12 protein-coding genes are annotated in these 18,442 nt (G+C 67.4%); 6 read left to right on the forward strand and 6 right to left on the reverse strand.

Annotation, left to right across the window (positions count from 1 at the left end; all coding sequences use genetic code 11):
- Positions 1–179: 179 nt before the first annotated feature.
- Genes tkt through pgl form a run of 6 tightly spaced genes read left to right on the forward strand, consistent with a single transcriptional unit; the run spans position 180 to position 8,302 of the window.
- A complete protein-coding gene (gene tkt / locus AHIS1636_RS02275) occupies positions 180–2,285 on the forward strand; it encodes a transketolase (RefSeq protein WP_264794201.1) in 2,106 nt (701 codons plus the stop codon).
- A 10-nt stretch (positions 2,286–2,295) separates the two neighbouring features.
- The gene (gene tal, locus AHIS1636_RS02280) at positions 2,296–3,411 is read left to right on the forward strand and encodes a transaldolase (RefSeq protein WP_264794202.1); all 1,116 of its coding nucleotides are present in this window, start codon (positions 2,296–2,298) and stop codon (positions 3,409–3,411) included.
- 2 nt (positions 3,412–3,413) lie between these two features.
- Complete coding sequence (locus tag AHIS1636_RS02285) at positions 3,414–5,036, forward strand: phosphoglucose isomerase-related protein (protein WP_264794203.1); 1,623 nt, start codon at positions 3,414–3,416, stop codon at positions 5,034–5,036.
- A complete protein-coding gene (gene zwf / locus AHIS1636_RS02290) occupies positions 5,036–6,577 on the forward strand; it encodes a glucose-6-phosphate dehydrogenase (RefSeq protein ID WP_264794204.1) in 1,542 nt (513 codons plus the stop codon). The genes AHIS1636_RS02285 and zwf overlap by 1 nt, the downstream gene beginning before the upstream one ends.
- A complete protein-coding gene (locus AHIS1636_RS02295; RefSeq protein WP_264794205.1) occupies positions 6,574–7,515 on the forward strand; it encodes a glucose-6-phosphate dehydrogenase assembly protein OpcA in 942 nt (313 codons plus the stop codon). Before zwf ends, AHIS1636_RS02295 begins: the two co-directional genes overlap by 4 nt.
- Positions 7,505–8,302: a 6-phosphogluconolactonase gene (gene pgl / locus AHIS1636_RS02300; RefSeq protein WP_264794206.1), complete on the forward strand. Its 798-nt coding sequence runs from the start codon at positions 7,505–7,507 to the stop codon at positions 8,300–8,302. The genes AHIS1636_RS02295 and pgl overlap by 11 nt, the downstream gene beginning before the upstream one ends.
- A 68-nt stretch (positions 8,303–8,370) precedes the next feature.
- Here the strand turns inward: pgl and AHIS1636_RS02305 are convergent, their stop codons facing one another.
- From AHIS1636_RS02305 to sbnA, 6 genes are all read right to left on the reverse strand, one after another.
- The gene (locus AHIS1636_RS02305) at positions 8,371–9,453 is read right to left on the reverse strand and encodes a LuxE/PaaK family acyltransferase (protein WP_264794207.1); all 1,083 of its coding nucleotides are present in this window, start codon (positions 9,451–9,453) and stop codon (positions 8,371–8,373) included.
- An 85-nt stretch (positions 9,454–9,538) separates the two neighbouring features.
- Complete coding sequence (gene sbnB, locus AHIS1636_RS02310) at positions 9,539–10,612, reverse strand: 2,3-diaminopropionate biosynthesis protein SbnB (protein ID WP_264794208.1); 1,074 nt, start codon at positions 10,610–10,612, stop codon at positions 9,539–9,541.
- Positions 10,609–11,607, reverse strand: a complete 999-nt coding sequence (locus tag AHIS1636_RS02315; protein ID WP_264794209.1) for a TauD/TfdA family dioxygenase — start codon at positions 11,605–11,607, stop codon at positions 10,609–10,611. Before AHIS1636_RS02315 ends, sbnB begins: the two co-directional genes overlap by 4 nt.
- Positions 11,604–14,159, reverse strand: a complete 2,556-nt coding sequence (locus AHIS1636_RS02320) for a non-ribosomal peptide synthetase (protein WP_264794210.1) — start codon at positions 14,157–14,159, stop codon at positions 11,604–11,606. The genes AHIS1636_RS02315 and AHIS1636_RS02320 overlap by 4 nt, the downstream gene beginning before the upstream one ends.
- The gene (locus AHIS1636_RS02325) at positions 14,156–17,275 is read right to left on the reverse strand and encodes a Pls/PosA family non-ribosomal peptide synthetase (RefSeq protein ID WP_264794211.1); all 3,120 of its coding nucleotides are present in this window, start codon (positions 17,273–17,275) and stop codon (positions 14,156–14,158) included. The genes AHIS1636_RS02320 and AHIS1636_RS02325 overlap by 4 nt, the downstream gene beginning before the upstream one ends.
- Positions 17,272–18,327 carry a 2,3-diaminopropionate biosynthesis protein SbnA gene (gene sbnA, locus AHIS1636_RS02330; RefSeq protein WP_264794212.1) on the reverse strand — a complete coding sequence of 352 codons (1,056 nt, stop codon included), beginning with the start codon at positions 18,325–18,327 and terminating at the stop codon, positions 17,272–17,274. Before sbnA ends, AHIS1636_RS02325 begins: the two co-directional genes overlap by 4 nt.
- Positions 18,328–18,442: the final 115 nt, after the last annotated feature.

The following is an 18,442-nucleotide window of genomic DNA, read 5'->3' on the forward strand; positions in this document are numbered from 1 at the left end:
TATCCTCTATGACCTGTAGAAATCTCCCCGAAGATGTGTGTCCCACTATTACCGGTCGCAGGCCTCCGCATCCTGCTTGCAGCGGGCCGCAAGGCGCTAAGGTGGACTTGTGCCTGCCGAGAGGCAGTTTCGGGGCCATTTAGCGCCTGTCAGACTCACGACGAGAGAGGGACCCCCCAGTGCCACATTCGGAAGAACTGTCCTGGACCGATCTGGACCAGCGCGCGGTGGACACGGTGCGTGTCCTGGCCGCCGACGCCGTCGAAAAGGTCGGGAACGGACATCCCGGCACGGCCATGAGCCTGGCGCCTGCCGCCTATCTCCTCTTCCAGAAGCTGATGCGCCATGACCCGTCGGATCCCCAGTGGGTCGGCCGCGACCGCTTCATCCTCTCCCCCGGCCATACGTCGCTGACCCTCTACATCCAGCTGTTCCTGTCGGGCTACGGGCTGGAGATCGAGGACCTTCGCCGGTTGCGCACGTGGGATTCCCTGACTCCCGGGCACCCGGAATACGGCCACACGCCCGGCGTCGAAATCACCACCGGTCCGCTGGGACAGGGTCTTGCCTCCGCCGTCGGTTTCGCCTACGCGCAGCGCCGCACCCGCGGCCTGTACGACCCGGAGGCCGAAGCGGGCGAGAGCCCGTTCGACCACACCATCTGGGTCATCGCGTCCGACGGCGACCTGCAGGAGGGCGTAACCGCCGAGGCCTCTTCGCTGGCCGGGCACCAGGAGCTGGGCAACCTGGTGGTGCTGTACGACGAGAACCACATCTCGATCGAAGACGACACTGACATCTCGTTCACCGAGGACGTCCTGCGGCGCTACGAGGCCTACGGCTGGCACACCCAGCGCGTGGACTGGACCCGCACGGGCGAGTACAAAGAGGATGTCGAGGAGCTGTTCAACGCGCTGAAGGCTGCCAAGGCGGAAACGTCGCGTCCGTCCATCATTTCGCTGCGGACCATCATCGGATGGCCCGCGCCGAAGAAGCAGAACACCGGCAAGATCCACGGTTCCGCGCTCGGCGCCGAAGAGGTGGCCGGCGTCAAGGAGGTCCTGGGGTTCGACCCGGAGCAGCGCTTCCATGTGGACGCGGACGTGCTGGAGCACGCCCGGCAGGTGGCCGCCCGCGGCAAGGAAGCCCGGGCCGAATGGGAGAATTCCTATGCCCGGTGGCGCGAATCCAACCCGGACGCCGCAGCGCTGCTGGACCGGGTCGAAAAGTTCGAACTGCCGCAGGACTGGGCGGAGTCGCTCCCTGTGTTCGGCACGGAGAAGGATGTCTCGACCCGGGCCGCGTCCGGAAAGGTCCTCAACGCCATCGGACCGGTGCTTCCGGAGCTGTGGGGCGGATCGGCGGACCTGGCCGAGTCCAACAACACCACGATCGAAAGCGCCCCCTCGTTCATTCCGGAGTCGAGGCAGACTGACGCCTGGTCCGGCAACCCCTACGGCCGAGTCCTGCACTTCGGCATCCGCGAGCACGCCGCCGCCGCAATCGTCAACGGCATTGTGCTCAGCTCGAAGACCCGCGCCTTCTCCGGCACGTTCCTGATCTTCAGCGACTACCAGCGGCCGGCCATCCGCCTCGGCGCCCTGATGGGCGTTCCGTCGATCTATGTCTGGACGCACGATTCGATCGGCCTCGGCGAGGACGGTCCGACCCACCAGCCGGTCGAGCAGCTGGCGAGCCTTCGCGCCATCCCGGGCCTCGACGTCGTCCGCCCCGCAGACGCCAACGAGGTGGCTGAGGCCTGGAAGGTGATGCTCGAGAACCACAAGAATCCTGCCGGCATCGTCCTGACGCGCCAGAACCTGCCGGTGTTCGACCGCGGCGACGGCGGTTTCGCCTCGGCGGACAATGTGGCGCGGGGCGCCTACGTCCTGGCCGAGGCCGAGAAGGACGGCCAGGCCGTCCAGCCGGACGTCATCCTGCTCGCAACGGGCTCCGAGGTGCAGCTCGCGGTGGAGGCCCGGGAAACACTGCAGGGCGAGGGAATCGCCGCCCGCGTCGTCTCGGTGCCGTGCCTCGAGTGGTTCGACCGACAGGATGCCGAGTACCGCGAATCCGTCCTGCCCCCGGCCGTCCGCGCCCGTGTCTCGGTCGAGGCCGGGGTAGCCCAGAGCTGGCACCGCCTCGTCGGCGACGCCGGCCGCTGCGTCAGCCTGGAGCATTTCGGTGCCTCGGCCGACTACAAGACGCTGTTCCGTGAGTTCGGAATCACGGCGGAGGCCGTCACCGCGGCCGCCCGTGATTCCATTGCCCAGGCAACTTCCTAAGGAGCCCCGCATGTCCAACAAGAACACCCAGGCCCTGTCCGACGCCGGAGTCTCGATCTGGCTTGACGACCTCTCCCGCGAGCTGATCACCACCGGCGAGCTCCGGAACCTGATCGCCGAGAAGAACGTCGTGGGCGTGACGACGAACCCGTCCATCTTCGCCGCCGCGCTCAAGAACGGTGAGTCCTACGCCGCGCAGGTCGCCGAGCTGGCCGAGGAACAGGTCGACGTCGACGCCGCGGTCTTCGCGATCACCACCGACGATGTCTCCGAGGCCTGCGACATCTTCTCGGGCCTCGCCAAGCAGACCGGCGGAGTGGACGGACGCGTGTCCATCGAAGTCGATCCCCGGCTGGCGAGGGATACCGCCGGAACCATCGACGAGGCGCGCAAGCTGCACGCCAAGGTCAACCGGAGCAACGTGTTCATCAAGATCCCGGCGACGGTGGAGGGGCTGGAAGCCATCACCACGACCCTGGCCGCGGGGATCAGCGTCAACGTCACGTTGATCTTCTCGCTTGAACGCTACCGCGAGGTCATCAACGCCTTCATGCTCGGGCTCGAGCAGGCCAAGGAGAACGGCCACAAGCTGGCCCACATCCACTCGGTCGCCTCCTTCTTCGTTTCCCGCGTGGACACGGAAATCGACAAGCGCCTGGAAGCCAACGGCAGCGACGAGGCCAAGGCCCTGATGGGCAAATCCGGCATCGCCAACGCGCGGCTCGCCTACCAGGTCTACGAAGAGCTCTTCTCCAGTGAGCGCTGGCAGCTGCTGGCTGAAGCCGGCGCCCGCCCGCAGCGGCCGCTGTGGGCGTCCACCGGCGTGAAGAACCCGGCCTACCCGGACACCATGTACGTCACGGAGCTGGTGGCCGAGGGAATCGTGAACACCATGCCGGACAAGACGCTCGAGGCCGTCGTCGACCACGGCGAGGTCAAGGGCAACACCATCGCGGGCACTTACGAGGAAGCGAACCGCGTGCTGGACGCCGTGGATGCGCAAGGCATCTCGTACAAGGAAGTCGTGGACCTCCTCGAAGAAGAAGGACTCGAGAAGTTCGTGGCCAGCTGGTCCGAGCTCCTCCAGACCGTCCGGACCGCGCTGGACGAGGCGGGGCAGGAGTAACCGTGGGGGCATTGTCGATCCAGGCCTCCGGCGCTGCCCGCGCGGCCATTGAGCAGCACGTTCCCGTCCTGGTGGAAGACAAGGTCGCCTCGCGGCTGGCCGCCAAGGACCACACACTCTGGGGCCGCGAGGCCGAGCAGGAAGCGGAAATCCGGCTTGGCTGGGTCGACGCCGCAGGGGTTTCGCGGCCGCTGGTCGACGAGATCCTGCGGCTGCGGGACGAACTGCGCGCCGAAGGTGTCAGCCGTATCGTCCTCGCCGGCATGGGCGGCTCGTCGCTCGCGCCGGAGGTCATCAGCAACACCGCCGGCGTGGAACTGACCGTGCTGGACAGTACGGACCCGCAGCAGGTGCGCGCCGCGCTGGCCGAGCGGCTGGCCGAAACAGCCCTGGTCGTCTCCTCCAAGTCCGGCTCGACCGTCGAGACGGACTCGCAGCGGCGCATTTTCGAGCAGGCCTTCACCGAGGCAGGACTCGATGCGGCGTCACGGATCATCGTCGTCACGGACCCTGGCTCGCCCATGGACGCCAGCGCCCGCGAGGCCGGGTACCGGGCGGTCTTCAACGCGGACCCGAACGTCGGCGGCCGGTACTCCGCGCTGACGGCCTTCGGCCTGGTGCCCACCGGGCTGGCCGGGGTGGACATCGAGACGCTGCTGGACGACGCCGAGGAAGCGGCCGAGATCCTGGCCGATGACGATCCGGACAACATCGCGCTGGCGCTCGGCGCCGTCCTCGGCGGAACCGATCCCCTGCGGGACAAGATCGTCCTGCTGGATGAGGCCTCCGGCATCGTCGGATTCGCGGACTGGGCGGAGCAGCTGATCGCCGAGTCCACCGGCAAGCTGGGCACGGGAGTGCTGCCCGTGGTCGTCGGCGAGTCCGCCCCGGAGGCCTCCTTCGACGCCCCGGACGTGCTGGTCATCCGCCTGGTTTCCGCCGAGGCCGAGGTGGACCTGGGCGGGAATGAGGCGGCCGTATCAGGAACGCTCGGCAGCCAGTTGCTGCTGTGGGAAGCGGCGACGGCGGTGGCCGGACGCCTGCTCGGCATCAATCCCTTCGACCAGCCGGACGTCGAGGCGGCCAAGAAGGCCGCCCGGGGGCTGCTGGACGCCCAGCCGAAGACTCCGGCACCGCTGGCCGTCGACCACGCGGTCGAGATCCGCGCGAACGGTGATTGGCTCGGCGGGGCCGAAACGGTGGAGGGTGCCGTCCGCGCCCTGCTGGCCACCCTGGACGCCAACGGCTACGTGAGCGTGCAGGCGTACCTGGACCGCTTCGGCCAGGCCGAACTGGAGAACCTGCGCCCCGAACTCGCAACTGCAGCCCGGCGGCCTGTCACCTTCGGCTGGGGACCCCGCTTCCTGCATTCGACCGGGCAGTTCCACAAGGGCGGGCCCGCCGTCGGTGTTTACCTGCAGATCACGGCGGACGCGGCCGAGGACCTCGCGATCCCCGAACGTCCGTTTACCTTCGGCGAACTGATCGCGGCACAGGCCGCCGGCGATGCGCAGGTCCTGGCCGACCACGGCCGGCCGGTGCTCCGCCTGCACCTGCGGGACCGCGAGGCCGGAACGGCACAGTTGCTGCAGGCGGTTTCGGCGCTCTCCGGCGGAAAGCGCTGATGGTCAATTCGGCAAACAACCGGCGCAACCCCCTGCGCGACCCCCGCGACCGGCGGCTGAACCGGATCGCGGGGCCGTCGTCGCTGGTGCTTTTCGGCGTTACCGGCGACCTCGCGCGCAAGAAGCTCATGCCGGCGGTGTACGACCTGGCCAACCGGGGCCTGCTCCCCCCGAGCTTCGCCCTGGTGGGATTCGGCCGCCGCGCCTGGAGCGACGAGGAATTCGCGGACCAGGTCCGGACCGCCGTCGAGCAGTACGCCCGGACACCGTTCCAGGCCGATGTCTGGGAACAACTGAGCGCCGGCATGCGGTTCGTCCAGGGTGAATTCGGCGACGACGAGGCCTTCGCACGGCTGAAGCAGGTCGTGGGCGAGCTCGACCAGACCCGCGGCACGCGCGGAAACCATGCGTTCTACCTGTCGATCCCGCCGAAGGATTTCGAGCAGGTCTGCGAGAAGCTCTCCGCCCACGGCCTGGCCCAGGGCGAAGCCGGCACTTGGCGGCGCGTCGTGATCGAAAAGCCCTTCGGGCATGACCTGCAGTCCGCGCGGGAACTCAACAGCATCGTCGAGTCGGTTTTCCCGGCGGACTCAGTGTTCCGGATCGACCACTATCTGGGCAAGGAGACGGTCCAGAACATCCTGGCACTGCGCTTCGCCAACCAGATGTTCGAACCGCTCTGGAACGCCAACTACGTCGACCATGTGCAGATCACCATGGCCGAGGACATCGGCATCGGCGGCCGGGCGGGGTATTACGACGGCGTGGGGGCCGCCCGCGACGTCATCCAGAACCATTTGCTCCAGCTGCTCGCGCTGACCGCCATGGAGGAGCCGATCTCCTTCAACGCGGAGGATCTGCGCGCCGAGAAGGAGAAGGTCCTGGCCGCGGTCAGGCTGCCCGACGACCTTTCGACGCACTCGGCCCGCGGCCAGTACACCGGCGGGTGGCAGGGCGGCGAGAAGGTCAAGGGCTATCTGGAGGAGGAGGGCTTCAACCCTGAGTCCACCACCGAGACCTTCGCCGCGCTGCGCCTGGACATCCACACCCGGCGCTGGGCCGGCGTCCCGTTCTACCTGCGGGCCGGCAAGCGCCTCGGCCGGCGGGTGACCGAAATCGCCGTCGTGCTTAAACGCGCTCCAAACCTGCTCTTCCGGGACCACAAGGACGAGGACTTCGGCCAGAATGCCGTGGTTATCCGCGTCCAGCCGGACGAGGGCGCGACCATCCGCTTCGGCTCCAAGGTGCCGGGCACCCAGATGGAGGTCCGCGACGTTTCGATGGACTTCGGCTACGGCCACGCCTTCACCGAGTCCAGCCCCGAAGCCTACGAGCGGCTGATCCTCGATGTGCTGCTGGGCGAGCCGCCGCTGTTCCCCCGCCACGAGGAAGTCGAGCTGTCCTGGAAGATCCTCGATCCGTTCGAGGAATACTGGACGCGCAGCGGCGACAAGCCCGAGCCCTACGCCCCGGGCAGCTGGGGCCCGGCGTCGGCAGATGCCCTGCTCGCCCGCGACGGACGTTCCTGGAGAAGGCCTTGATAGTCGATTTGCTGGACACCACCACTTCCAAGGTCTCGAAGGAGATCGTTTCGATGCGGGAGCAGGGCGGCGTGGTCACCCTGGGCCGGGTGCTGACGCTCGTGGTCCTCACCACGGCCGGCAACGAGGAAGTGGCAATTCAGGCGGCCAACACCGCCAGCCGCGAGCACCCCTGCCGCATCCTCGTGCTCGTGGACGCGGGCGCGGAGGAACCAACGAAGCTGGACGCGCAGATCCGGGTCGGCGGGGACGCCGGCGCCTCCGAGGTCGTGGTGCTCTACGGCTATGGCGAACTCGCGGGCGAAAGCGACTCCCTCGTCTCCGCGCTGCTGCTGCCGGACGCGCCCATCGTGGCCTGGTGGCCGCACGGCATGCCGGAGAACGCCTCGGCCACGTCGATCGGCCGCATCGCCCACCGACGGATTACCGACTCCGCCCACGAGCCGAAGCCAAAGCTCGCGCTCGAACAGCTGCGCCGGACCTACGCCGCGGGGGACACGGACCTGGCCTGGACGCGGCTGACCAACTGGCGCATCCAGCTGGCCGCGGTGCTCGACCAGGTCGAATACTCCCCCGTGACCTCCGTCGCCGTGGAGGGTGCCTCCGACTCCCCCAGCACCGTCCTGCTGGCCGCCTGGCTCACGCTGGCGCTCGATGCTCCCGTCACCATCGTCGAGGAGGCCGCGGGCACCGGAATCCGCGGCGTCCGGATCACCCGGGTGGACGGCGACATCCGGATCCTTCGGCCGGGCTTGAGCGTGGCCGAACTGATCCAGCCGAACCAGCCGGTCCAGCGCATCACCCTTCCGCGGCGTTCCATCGAGGAGTGCCTGGCCGAAGAACTGCGCCGCCTGGACCCGGACGAGGTTTTCGGCGAAGTACTGACCGAAGGATTGCCCCGCACCAACCTAAGGAGCGTACGCCGCAGTGAACGTTGAACCGGTCCTGCACATCCACCCAGACGCCGAGATCCTGGCCTCGGCCGTAGCCAGGCGGCTGATCGCGCGCCTGGCCCTGGCCCAGAACCAGCACGGCGAGGCCTCAGTCGTCCTGACGGGCGGATCGCTGGGCATCAACACCTTGCGGGCCATGGCCACGGATGCCTCACGCACCGAGGTGGACTGGCAACGGGTGGACTTCTGGTGGGGCGACGAGCGCTTCGTGGCCAAGGACAGCCCGGACCGCAACGAACTGCAGGCCCGGCAGGCCCTCCTCGACTCGCTGGACATTGACGAGGACCGCGTGCACGCATTCGGCTCCACCGATGATTTCGGAAGCCCGCACGAAGCGGCGGAGGCTTACGCCCAGGAACTGCGCCGGGCTGCGGGCCGGGACGCTGACGACGGCGGGGACGGCCTTCCGCTGCCGCGTTTCGACGTGCTGTTGCTGGGTGTGGGTCCGGACGGACACATCGCTTCGCTCTTCCCCGACATGGCCGGGATCCGGGAGCTGGACCGAGCGGCCATCGGCGTCGAGGACTCCCCCAAGCCTCCGCCGCAGCGGGTAAGCCTGACGCTCCCCGTGATCAACTCCGCCGAGGAGGTCTGGCTCGTCGTGGCCGGCGAGGACAAGGCCTGCGCGACAGGCCTCGCGCTGGCCGGCGCCAACGACGTGCAGGTCCCCGCGGCGGGAGCCCGCGGTCGGCAGGAGACACTTTGGCTGGTCGACCAGGCCGCCGCTGCCCGGCTGCCGGACGCTCTGCTAGCAACGGCCGAAACCTACTAACGCTGCGCCGCCTCCGGCCCGCAGGACACCGGGGAGGCCCGGCCCGACGGACCGGGCCTCCCCCGTGTTCAGGCCTGCACCAGTGCTGGCGAGCCCAGGTAGCGCTCGATGCTGACGGGGCAGTTGCCAAGCCCGCTGCCCGGCCCCCGGCGGCGGAAATTGATGACCTGGCCGGTCCGTCCGCATCCGCAGGTACCGGTTTCGACCTCGCCCACGTCGTCGGTGAGCAGGAACCCCGGGTAGCTGGTGCTGAGGGCGTCCAGTACGGCGATGGCGCCGGTGGCCCCCGGAGGGAGCTCCGTACCGATCTGTCCAGGGTCCCGAATGGAGATATAGCTCCACGGCGGAACGTGCTTGCGATGAAGCTGGCATTCGACCGCGAGCATGTTCGACTCGATCATCCCGTACATGTCGCGCACGTTCCCCGGGCGCACGCCGAGCAGGTCACGGCACCGTTCCCGGAAACCTTCGGCAGGGATGGCCTCGGCATTGTGCCGCTTCCAGCCGCCGAGGGTGATGATCATGCTGTACGGGTCCAGCCGGATATTGATCTTCTCCTGCTCGAGGAACCGGAGGAGCCGGTAAATGAGGAACGGCGGACCGATGATGTGCCGCGTCATGTGGCCCTTCCACCGGCGCAGGTGCTCCAGTGCCTCCCGGGCGTCGAACGCCTGGTCGGCAACGAGGTACGCGTGGTGGTCGAAGACACTGTTCAGGATGTTGAGGTCCTTGAGCAGGCCCATCTCCGAGGCTTCGGCGTCCGTCGGGTTCAAGAAGAGCCCCGCTCCCCCGGACAGGTTGAAGAACTCCCGGTAGGTCCCGATCAACCCGACCAATGCCCTGGTCACCGTCTCGCTGTTTCGTCTGGCGACGGATGGGACACCGCGGGTTCCGCTGGAGCGGGTCTCGGTCTCGACGTCGGCCAGGGAACAGGTCAGCAGCACTTGGGCGTCGGGACGCTTGAACATCCCGACCGGCAGCAGTGGCAGGTCTTTCAGGTCGTTGATGTCGTTGATTGCGGCCGGATCGAATCCCAACGCGTCACATTGGGCACGGTAGAACCCGTTTCCGGCCTGGTGGTAGATCGCGGCGTCCCGCAGGACGCCGGTGACCGACTTTGCCCAGTCATCAAGGGACTGGGCGTTTGCCATGGACACATTCCCCAGCATCTGCGCTAACGAGAGCATTGTGCCCCTCCTCAATAGGTGTGAATCGATGAACGTGGTTGGGTCCGGATCAGCCGTACCGCCGCAGTTCGGAGAAGAAGTCTTCGACCACCCGGAGCTGGCCGCTGCCGGCAAGTTCGTCGTACACGTACTTGCCGACCGCCAGGTCCAGCACGCCCAGGCCGAACGGGGAGAACACCACCGGGCGGTCGTCCGCCAGGGATACCCTGCCGGCCATGACATCGGCCAAGGTCCCGTCCACGAAGTTCCGGTTGCCGACCATCTGTTCAACGAGATGTGCGGACGTTCCGGCCTTCAGGCAGTGGTCGACGTCGTCCAGGATGTTGATCGACCCCATCAGGATCTCCGGCGCCAGGTCCCGCAGGGATACGTGCAGCACCAGCGGGTTGTGCGCGAACCAGGCCGGATCGTGCACGTGCGGCTGGCCGGCCACCGTGGCGAACACGACGAGGTCGCTGCTCCTGATCAGCTGCTCGGCGTTGTCGTACACGGTCACGGTGGCCGGCGTGCCGCTGCGATCGAGGTAGCCCTTGTATCCCTGGGCACTCTCGCCCGAGAGGTCGTGCACCCCGATTTCGTCGAAGGACCAGCCGGTCGCGTCAAGGAAGGTGTGGATGTAGCGGGCGATCAAGCCCGTCCCGAAGAACCCGATACGCTGCGGGCGTCCTCGTCCCCGCCCCCGGCTGAGCCAGTCCGCGGCCGCGGCGGCCGACGCCGCCGTCCTGGAGGCGCTGATGATGGAGCTCTCCATGCAGGCGAAGGGGTACCCTGTCGCCCGGTCGTTGAGGATCAGTACGGCCGAGGCACGGGGTATGCCCGACGCGACGTTGTCCGGGAAGCTGGAGACCCATTTGATGCCATCGACACCGACGTCCCCTCCGACAGAGGCGGGCAGCGCAATGATGCGCGCCGAAGGCCGGTCCGGGAAGCGTAGGAAGTAGGACGGGGGGTTCACCGAATCGCCGGCCGCGTGGGTGCGGTAGGTCTGCTCGACCAGCTCGACGACCTGCTTCTCCCGGCCCTTCAGCACCTCCTGCACCTGGGCTCCGGAAATGACCGCGAACGGCGGAACAGCCTTCGGCTCCGACGCGGAAGCGGCCGGGGAAATAGCGTAGTCAGTCATCGGGCACCATCCTTGGTAACGAGATCAAATACATTGCGCGGCTCGGCCATGCCGACCAGCACTTCCCGAGGGCCTTCGTAGGCCTCCCGGCTGTGGGCCATGCGCACGTTGTCGACGAGCATGAGGTCCCCGGTCTCCCAAGGGGTCCGCAGGGTGTGTCGCTCATAGACGTCGTTCAAGAGCGCCACGATGTCTTCACCGATCGGCTCGCCGTTGCCGAAGCGTGTGTTGAACGGCAGTCCGTCGGGACCGTAGACATCAACCAGGTACTCGCGCACCTCGGGCGCGATAGTCCATTCGTTCAGGAACGCGACCTGGTTGAACCAGCAGCGCTCACCCGTCACCGGGTGCCGGACGATGGCGGGGCGGCGTTGCCGGGTCCGCAGTTCTCCATCCGGCTGCCACTCGAACTCGATCGCGTGGGCGCGGCAGTATTCCTCGACGGCGGCGCGGTCGGCGACCCCGAACGCCTCCTCATAGGTCGCCCCGATGTCCTCGTTGTAGCTGCGTGCGAGCAGCCACCCCTCGTTTTCGAAACGCTGGACGAGCTCCGCTGGCAGGGCATCCAGCACTGCGCGGGCATCCGCCACGCCGGTCACTCCTCCGGTGGTGGGCGCCTGCAGGCAGGCGAAGAGCATCAGACCGGGGAACTCGAGCGCGTAGCTGAGCTCGTGGTGCATGCACATGGGCTGGTTGGCGGGCCACTTGAGTGACGAGTAGACGCCGTCGAGATAGGGCTGCCTGGCGGCGAACGCCTCCCGGTCCGGCATCAGGCCGCCCGGGACCAGCAGGCGGTAGACCTCCGCCACTTCGGCGGGGTCGCGGAGGCCGAGCCCGCGGACCAGGACCGCGCCATGCTCAGCTACCGCCATCCGCAGGGCCTCGCTGTTCTGTTCTGCCCACCGGGCGGGGTCATGGCCGTTCTCGACATTGAGCATCGGCGGCCGGCCGGCATGGCGTTCCACGTCCAGGGTCCTGGTTGATGGCGATGTCATGAGAGGTCCTCTCGTTTCACGGGTTGCGGGTTTGAGTGGTCAAGGGATGGTACGGGCGGGTTGGCCGCGGCCGTGACGGAGGCGGCGTCGAGCAATTCCGCCAGGTCGGCCAGGACCGGCGTCTGCATGACGTCCTTGATCGACACAGCGCGCTTTAGCCGGACGGCAAGCTTCACGGCAGACAAGGAGGTTCCGCCGAGTGCGAAGAACGAGTCCTGCCTGCCGATTCGGCCCTGCGCTATGCCGAGGACCGAGGCCCACGCTTCGGCGAGCCGCTGCTCGGTCGCCGAGAGCTCTTCCGTTGCTTCGGTGGCCTCCGGGACGACCTCCTGCGCGACTCTGCTCAGGGCCTTCCGGTCGATCTTTCCGTTGCCGGTCAGGGGCATGCTCTCCTGCCATCTGTAGGACGAGGGGACCATGTAGGCCGGAACCCGCGCGGCCACCTGCTGGCGGATTTCGTCGGCCTCAAGCGGCCGGTTGCCGGAATAGAACGCCACGAGGAACTTGGACTGCCCGGCAGCCTCGCCGACGACGACGGCGCCATCCCGGACGCCAGGAACCTGCAAGAGTGCGTTTTCGATGTCGCCGATCTCGATGCGGAACCCGGAGATCTTGACCTGGCTGTCCCTGCGGCCCAGGTACTCCAGTTTGCCCTCCGGCGACCAGCGCCCGTAGTCGCCCGCCCGGTAGAGCCGCGCGCCTTCCACAAAGGGGTCACTGGAGTACGCCAGGGCAGTGCGCTCCGGATCGTTGATGTAGCCGCGGCCGACACAGACCCCGGAGAATGCGATCTCGCCCGGTGCGCCAAGTGGCACGATCCGCTCCCGTTCGTCGAGGATGTAGATCCGGACGTTCGGGATCGGCGGCCCCAGCGGCACATAGTCGCCCGCCGGCGCCGAGCTCATCACTTCATGGTTCGTATCGTCCGAGGTCTCCGTCAGCCCATAGGCGTTGACCAGCTTGACGTCGGGCATCGCGGCGAACCAGCGGCGGATGAGCTCCGGTTTCAGGGCCTCCCCCGTTGCCGAGACGCACCGCAGGCGGGGCAGGGCGCGGGGTTTGCTGTCCAGGTAAGCCACCACCGCATCCAGGTACGACGGGACGACTTGGAAGACCGCGACTCCGCCCCCTTCGATCGTGTCGACGAACCGCTCGACGTCGAGGATCCGGTCCTGCCCGACGATGTCCGTGCTGCCGCCGACCAGCAGGGCCGAGACCAGTTGCCACAGGGAGATGTCGAAGCACTGGGGGGCGATCTGGGCGACGACGTCGCCGGGGCCGATCCCCAGGTCCTCGATCTTGGCGTACAGGTGGTTGACCATTCCCTCGTGCTCGCACATCGCGCCTTTCGGTTCGCCCGTGGAGCCTGAGGTGAAGTACACATACGCCAGTTGGTCCGGACGCACCTCAATGCCAAGGTCGTCGTTGGAGTGCCCCTCGGTCTCGATGTCTTCGAAAAGGAGCTTCGTCGCCGTCGGCAATCCTGCCAGCGCCCCGTCCAGCGACTTCGTGCTGCCTCCCTCGCTCAGCACCATGCGGCATCCGGCCCGGGTGAGCGTCCTAGCGATCCGCTCGGAGGGGAAATGCGGTTCGATCGGCAGGTAGGCGCCTCCGGCTTTGAAGATTCCAATGACCGCGGCCATCCACTCGAGGTCCCGCTCGGCGACAACCGCCACGATGTCCTCGGCCTGTAGTCCGCGGGACAGCAGGCCACGGGCGATCCGATTGGCACGGCCGTTCAGCTCCGCATAGGTCCACTGCCGCGTGTCCTGCACGGCGGCGATGCGCCCGGGATGCTGCCGCACCTGCTCCTCGAACAGCTCGTGGAACCGTAGCTCGGGCCGGGCCCGCACGGGGCCGGCCAGCTGCTCAAGCTGGAGGCGCCGCTCCTCGGGACCGACGAGCTCCGCCTCGGCGGGCTCCGCCTCGGGATCGGCGACCAGATGGCGGAGTGCTGCCAGATGGTATCCGGCGATCCGCAGGGCGGCGCCGGAGTCGAGTACCTCCCGTCGGTACCGCAGGCGGAGCACCTCGCCCCCGTCGATCTGCCGGAGGAAGACGCCGAGGACAATGTCCTCCGGCAGATCGACGTCGTCGTCCTCAAGGGTGTCGAATAGGACCTCGTACCCACGGGATGCCGCCTGGGAAGCCTGTCCGGCTCCGGCGTGTGCGGATCCCTCCAGGGCGTGCGCCGCGCCCACCAGGGCCCGCCAGGACTGCTGGTCCAGATCGAGGTTGCATTCCCACGTCCCGGTCGCATCCCGGCAACCGGTGGTGACCCCGCTCTCGCCCGACAGCGCCTGGAGAACCCTCGCGTGGGCGGCCAGCCAGATTGCGCCGGGCGTTACGTCCAGGACCTGGGCCAATGGCCGCACGGCTGCCTCCAGGTCCGCAGGGACCGCCACCTCGACCTGCCCTTGGCCGGCTTCGGCGTCCCGCGTCCATCTGGGAACCACCATCGGCGCCGCCGCAGGGCGGTCGTTCCTCTCGGTGGCCTGCTGGAACGAGGCCTCGTCGGCGGTTCGGCAGGTGAGCGCTGAGGTGATGGTCATGAGTGAGCCCCTTCCATAGCGGCAGTGGATGTGGTGGCGATACGCGCCTCTACGGCCGGGTTGCCGCCCCAGAGGGATCCCCGGGTGAGGGTTTCACCCTTCATTACGAAGGAGTCGGCGGCGACGACGGCGCCGTCTTCGATCGTCACCCCGTAGTGGACCAGGGCGCCGACGCCGAGCGTGACGTCGTCCCCGATGACGTCGTAGTCGGACTTGAACATCCCGTCCTCCTGCGAATGGGACTGGACCAGGGTGCCGCTGTTGAGCGTGCAGCGGGAGCCGATCGTCACCAGCGTCCGCTCCGGGATGAAGCACCCGTCGTCGAACACCCGGGATCCCATCCGCACGCCCAGCAGGCGCCACAGCAGCGGCTTGAACGGGGTTCCGTTGAGGAGCAACATGTACCGGCTCTGGGCCTGCAGCTTCCAGTACCGCTCGTGCCACCAGAAGTAGGGGCGGTAGATGGAGCAGAGCTGGGGCTTCAGCCGCACGGACCCCAGCATCAGGCGCTGCGTGCCGATGGGGGCCAGTATTCCGACAAAGAGCATGACGGCGAAGGCTCCGCTGAGGGCCAGGAAACCGAACTGGTCGGACAGGTCGAGGCCAACAAACGACACCAGTACCGCAAGCGACGCGATGAGCCAGCGGACCAGCATCAACAGGGCCATCGAACGCAGGTTGTGCCGGTTCTTGGCCGCGAGGTCCCGGCGGAATGCGGCCGGGTCCGCCTGTTGCGCGGGGAGGGCGTCCCGCAGGACGGTGCGCGGGATCTCGAACGGCGGTGAACCGAGAAGGCCCACGTCCTGCCGGACCGGGCCGTCGATGGGCACCATGACCTTTGTGGCGAGCAGGCAGTTGTCCCCGGTCTTTGCGCCGGCCGGGTAGAGCACGAAGTTGCCCAGGAAGCTGTGCGCGCCGACCGCCGCCCGGCTCATCTTGAACGACGTCGCTGTGTGTTCGGTGTTCATGAAGGACACGCCGTCGGCGATCATGCTGCCGGTGCCGATCTCCGAGAGGTAAGGGTTGTCGTGCTTGAACAAAGTGCCCAGGTTCGATCCGGTCTGCTGGATCTTGCCCTGCTTGTAGCCGAGCGCCGCGGCGTAATCCACGACATACGAGCTGTCGCCGAACAACGCGGGCAAAAAGCGGTTGTTGGTCATCCTCGCCACCGCCCGCTCGGCGGCGTAACGGAGCCCGAACATCGGGTACACCGTGTCCGGCTTCAGGGCGAGCTGGAGCACCCGCGGCACGGTAGCGACCAGCAGCAGCGCCACGATCGTCCCGCCGAAGACGCCCAGGCCGGCGTAGAAAAGGGCATCGCCGTAGAAAATCCAGCTGGTGAACGCCAGGGCCTGGCGTTCCAGGAGCGCGGCCACATTGGGATCCGCCAGGACAAACAGGATGACAGCCTGTCCCACCAGGATGCGGCCCAGTCCTAGCGTGGCAATCAGCTGGGTGGTGGCGAACAATGCCCGGCGCCAGGGACGGTAGGGGGTCCGTTCGACCCTGCTGTAGTCCACGTCCGTACGCCTGCCCGGCGAACCGTGCCAGTGCTCGCCCGCGGGAACGGTCTGGCCGGTGTACAGGGTGGACCGGTGGCCCAGCTGCGAGCCGTCCCCCATGGCCGTGTTGATGTCCAGTACGCTGCCCTCGCTGACGGTGACGTCGCGGCCCAGTGTCACGGCGCCAATCTGGATGACCCCACCGTGGGCGCGGTAGCCGTTGGCGTACACGTCCTTGCGGATGACCGTCCCTTCCCCGATGGTCAGCAGGTCGGCGGCGACCGGCAGCCGGGTGGTCAGGATGGTCACGTTGCGGCCGACCTTGGCACCCATGGCCCGCAAGTAGAAAGTCATGACTGGGGAACCTGCCATCAGCGCGAGCGGCGAGGTGCGCATCAGGGTCTTGACCAGCCAGAACCGGAAGTAGGCCAGGCTCCAGATGCGGATCTCCTGGGGCCGGAACCGCCCGACGATGACCCACTTGGCCGCCAGCGGAAGGATGCATAGGGCCACGAACGCCGCTGCTGCATAGGCCGTCGACCGCAGGTAGATCTCCAGGAAGCTCAGGCCGTGGTCCATCCATTGGTGGTTGCCCGGCCCCGACTCCGGGAACACCCACTGGTACCACACGACCGTCAGCAGGCCGCCTGCCACGCAGTAACCAAGGTAGACGAGGGCCTGCAAAGCGCCGCACACGAAGTACTCCCACGTGCGCGCGTCCATCGGCGCAGGCGTCTCCGGCACTGACGCCACGAGCGGTGACGGCTCCGCCGGCTTCTCCTGTTGGGCCGGTGCCAAGGCAGTAGCAAGGGCGGCGATATTCGGATTGGCGTAAACGTCCTTCATGGATACCGAGGGCAGGTCCGCATCCTTGCGTACCCGGGCGCAGAACCGGGCCATCACTAGTGAATCCGCGCCCAGGTCCTTGAAGAAGTCGCTGTCCGCCGACACCTGCTCCATGCCGAGCACACCGGACAGCACCTCGGTCAGCCGCGCTTGCAGCTGTTCAGCCGCCGGCGCCGCTTCGGAAGGTGCCAGGGCCGCGGCCAGCGCCGAGATCGAAGGGCTCTGGTAGATGTCCTTCATGGATACCGACGGCAGGTCCGCATCCTTGCGTACCCGGGCGCAGAACCGGGCCATCACCAGCGAATCCGCGCCCAGGTCCTTGAAGAAGTCGCTGTCCGCCGACACCTGCTCCATGCCGAGCACACCGGACAGCACCTCGGCCAGCCGCGCTTGCAGCTGTTCAGCCGCCGACGCCGGGGCCGCCTCCGTTGGTGCCAGGGCGGCGGCCAGGGCCGAGATCGAGGGATTCTGGTAGATATCTTTGATCGACACGGCAGGCAGGTCCGGCTGTTTGCGGACCCGGGCGCAGAACTGCGCCATGACCAGCGAATCCGCGCCCAGCTCGTAGAAGAAGTTGGCGTCCAGCGGGACGTCGTCCTTCTTGACCACCGCGGCGAGGAGGGCCGCCAGCTGCCGCTCCAGCGACATATTCGAGGTGTCTGCGCCGGTGGCCGGAGCGGCAGGTCGAGCGTCCCCGTGGGGAATCGCCGGAGTTGCGGGGTTCGAAATAGCTGGTGACGTCGCCATTGTGTCGACGGACTTGTTCACTGCGAGATGCTCCTTAGTGCATCGGATTCAGTCATCGGGGCGGCCGCCGGGAGTTGCGGAGCCGGCACCGGTTCAGACTGCAGGCCCGGGACTGCCGCAGAGGCGGCGGCGTCGGCACCGAAATGGTCCAGTACCCAGTCGGGCTGGTAGATCGTGTCCAGGTACGGGCGACCCATATCGGGAGAGATGGTCACCGCGGTGACGTTGCGGGCCCGGTGGGCTTCAAGCCATGTCATGGCGCCGTGGACCACGGTTCCGGTGGAGCCTCCGAGGAGGTACCCGGCCGCGGCAAGCCGATGGCAGGCGCGTACCGTGTCCACCTCTTCGACGAACACCACGTCGTCGATCAGGGACTCGTCGAGTTGGGGCGGCCGGACGCTCATGCCGAGCCCGGGGATCAGGCGGGTAGCCGGGGGCTGTCCGAATGACACGGATCCGACGGCGTCGACCGCGACGATCCGGACGTCAGGGCGGTGCTCCCGGAAGTACCGCGCGCAACCCATCAGTGTGCCCGTTGTTCCGGCTCCGACGAACAATACGTCTAAGTCCGGAAACTCGTCGGCGATCTCGGGGGCGGTCCAGCGGTAGTGCGCTCCCCAGTTCCCGGGGTTCGAGTACTGGTTGAGCCACACGTACCGATCGTCGTTCGCGCACAGCTCCCGCACGTGGTTGAGCCTTGCCCCCAGGAATCCGTCAACAGGATCCGGCTCGGTGACCAGGTCGACCTGGGCCCCGAGCGCTTCCATGAGCTGCGCGGTAGCGGGGTTGCAACGCGGATCGACCACGCAAACGAAGTGGTATCCCTTGCTGGCAGCGATCATGCTGAGCGCGACGCCGAGGTTCCCTGAGGAAGACTCGATCAGCACGGATCCTGGACCGATGAGGCCTGCCCGCTCAGCTTGCTCGACCATCTCCCTGGCCGGCTTGAGCTTGACTGAGCCGGCGAAGTTGAACCCTTCGATCTTCAGATAGAGGCGTCGGCCCAGCACCCCTTCCAGGTCGACGAATAGGCTCTGCTCGTTGAACAGGTGCGGATCCGTGATAATCGGCATGATCTCCCTCGTTCTCCTGCCATGAGCTTGGTCACAAGGGTCGCCAGGGAATGGCGGGTCAGATCAGTGAGCATCGCTTCTTCTCCCCAAGAACCCCAATGAAGCTGCAAGTTTG

Origin of the sequence: Arthrobacter mangrovi (genome assembly GCF_026011795.1) — a bacterium.
Lineage (GTDB): Bacteria > Actinomycetota > Actinomycetes > Actinomycetales > Micrococcaceae > Crystallibacter > Crystallibacter mangrovi.

Coding starts and splice junctions, on each gene's coding strand:
- AHIS1636_RS02305 (WP_264794207.1), bottom strand. CDS start 9,453: ATGGCAAACGCCCAGTCCCTTGATGACTGGGCAAAGTCGGTCACCGGC.
- sbnB (WP_264794208.1), bottom strand. CDS start 10,612: ATGACTGACTACGCTATTTCCCCGGCCGCTTCCGCGTCGGAGCCGAAG.
- zwf (WP_264794204.1), top strand. CDS start 5,036: ATGGTCAATTCGGCAAACAACCGGCGCAACCCCCTGCGCGACCCCCGC.
- sbnA (WP_264794212.1), bottom strand. CDS start 18,327: ATGCCGATTATCACGGATCCGCACCTGTTCAACGAGCAGAGCCTATTC.
- AHIS1636_RS02320 (WP_264794210.1), bottom strand. CDS start 14,159: ATGACCATCACCTCAGCGCTCACCTGCCGAACCGCCGACGAGGCCTCG.
- AHIS1636_RS02315 (WP_264794209.1), bottom strand. CDS start 11,607: ATGACATCGCCATCAACCAGGACCCTGGACGTGGAACGCCATGCCGGC.
- tal (WP_264794202.1), top strand. CDS start 2,296: ATGTCCAACAAGAACACCCAGGCCCTGTCCGACGCCGGAGTCTCGATC.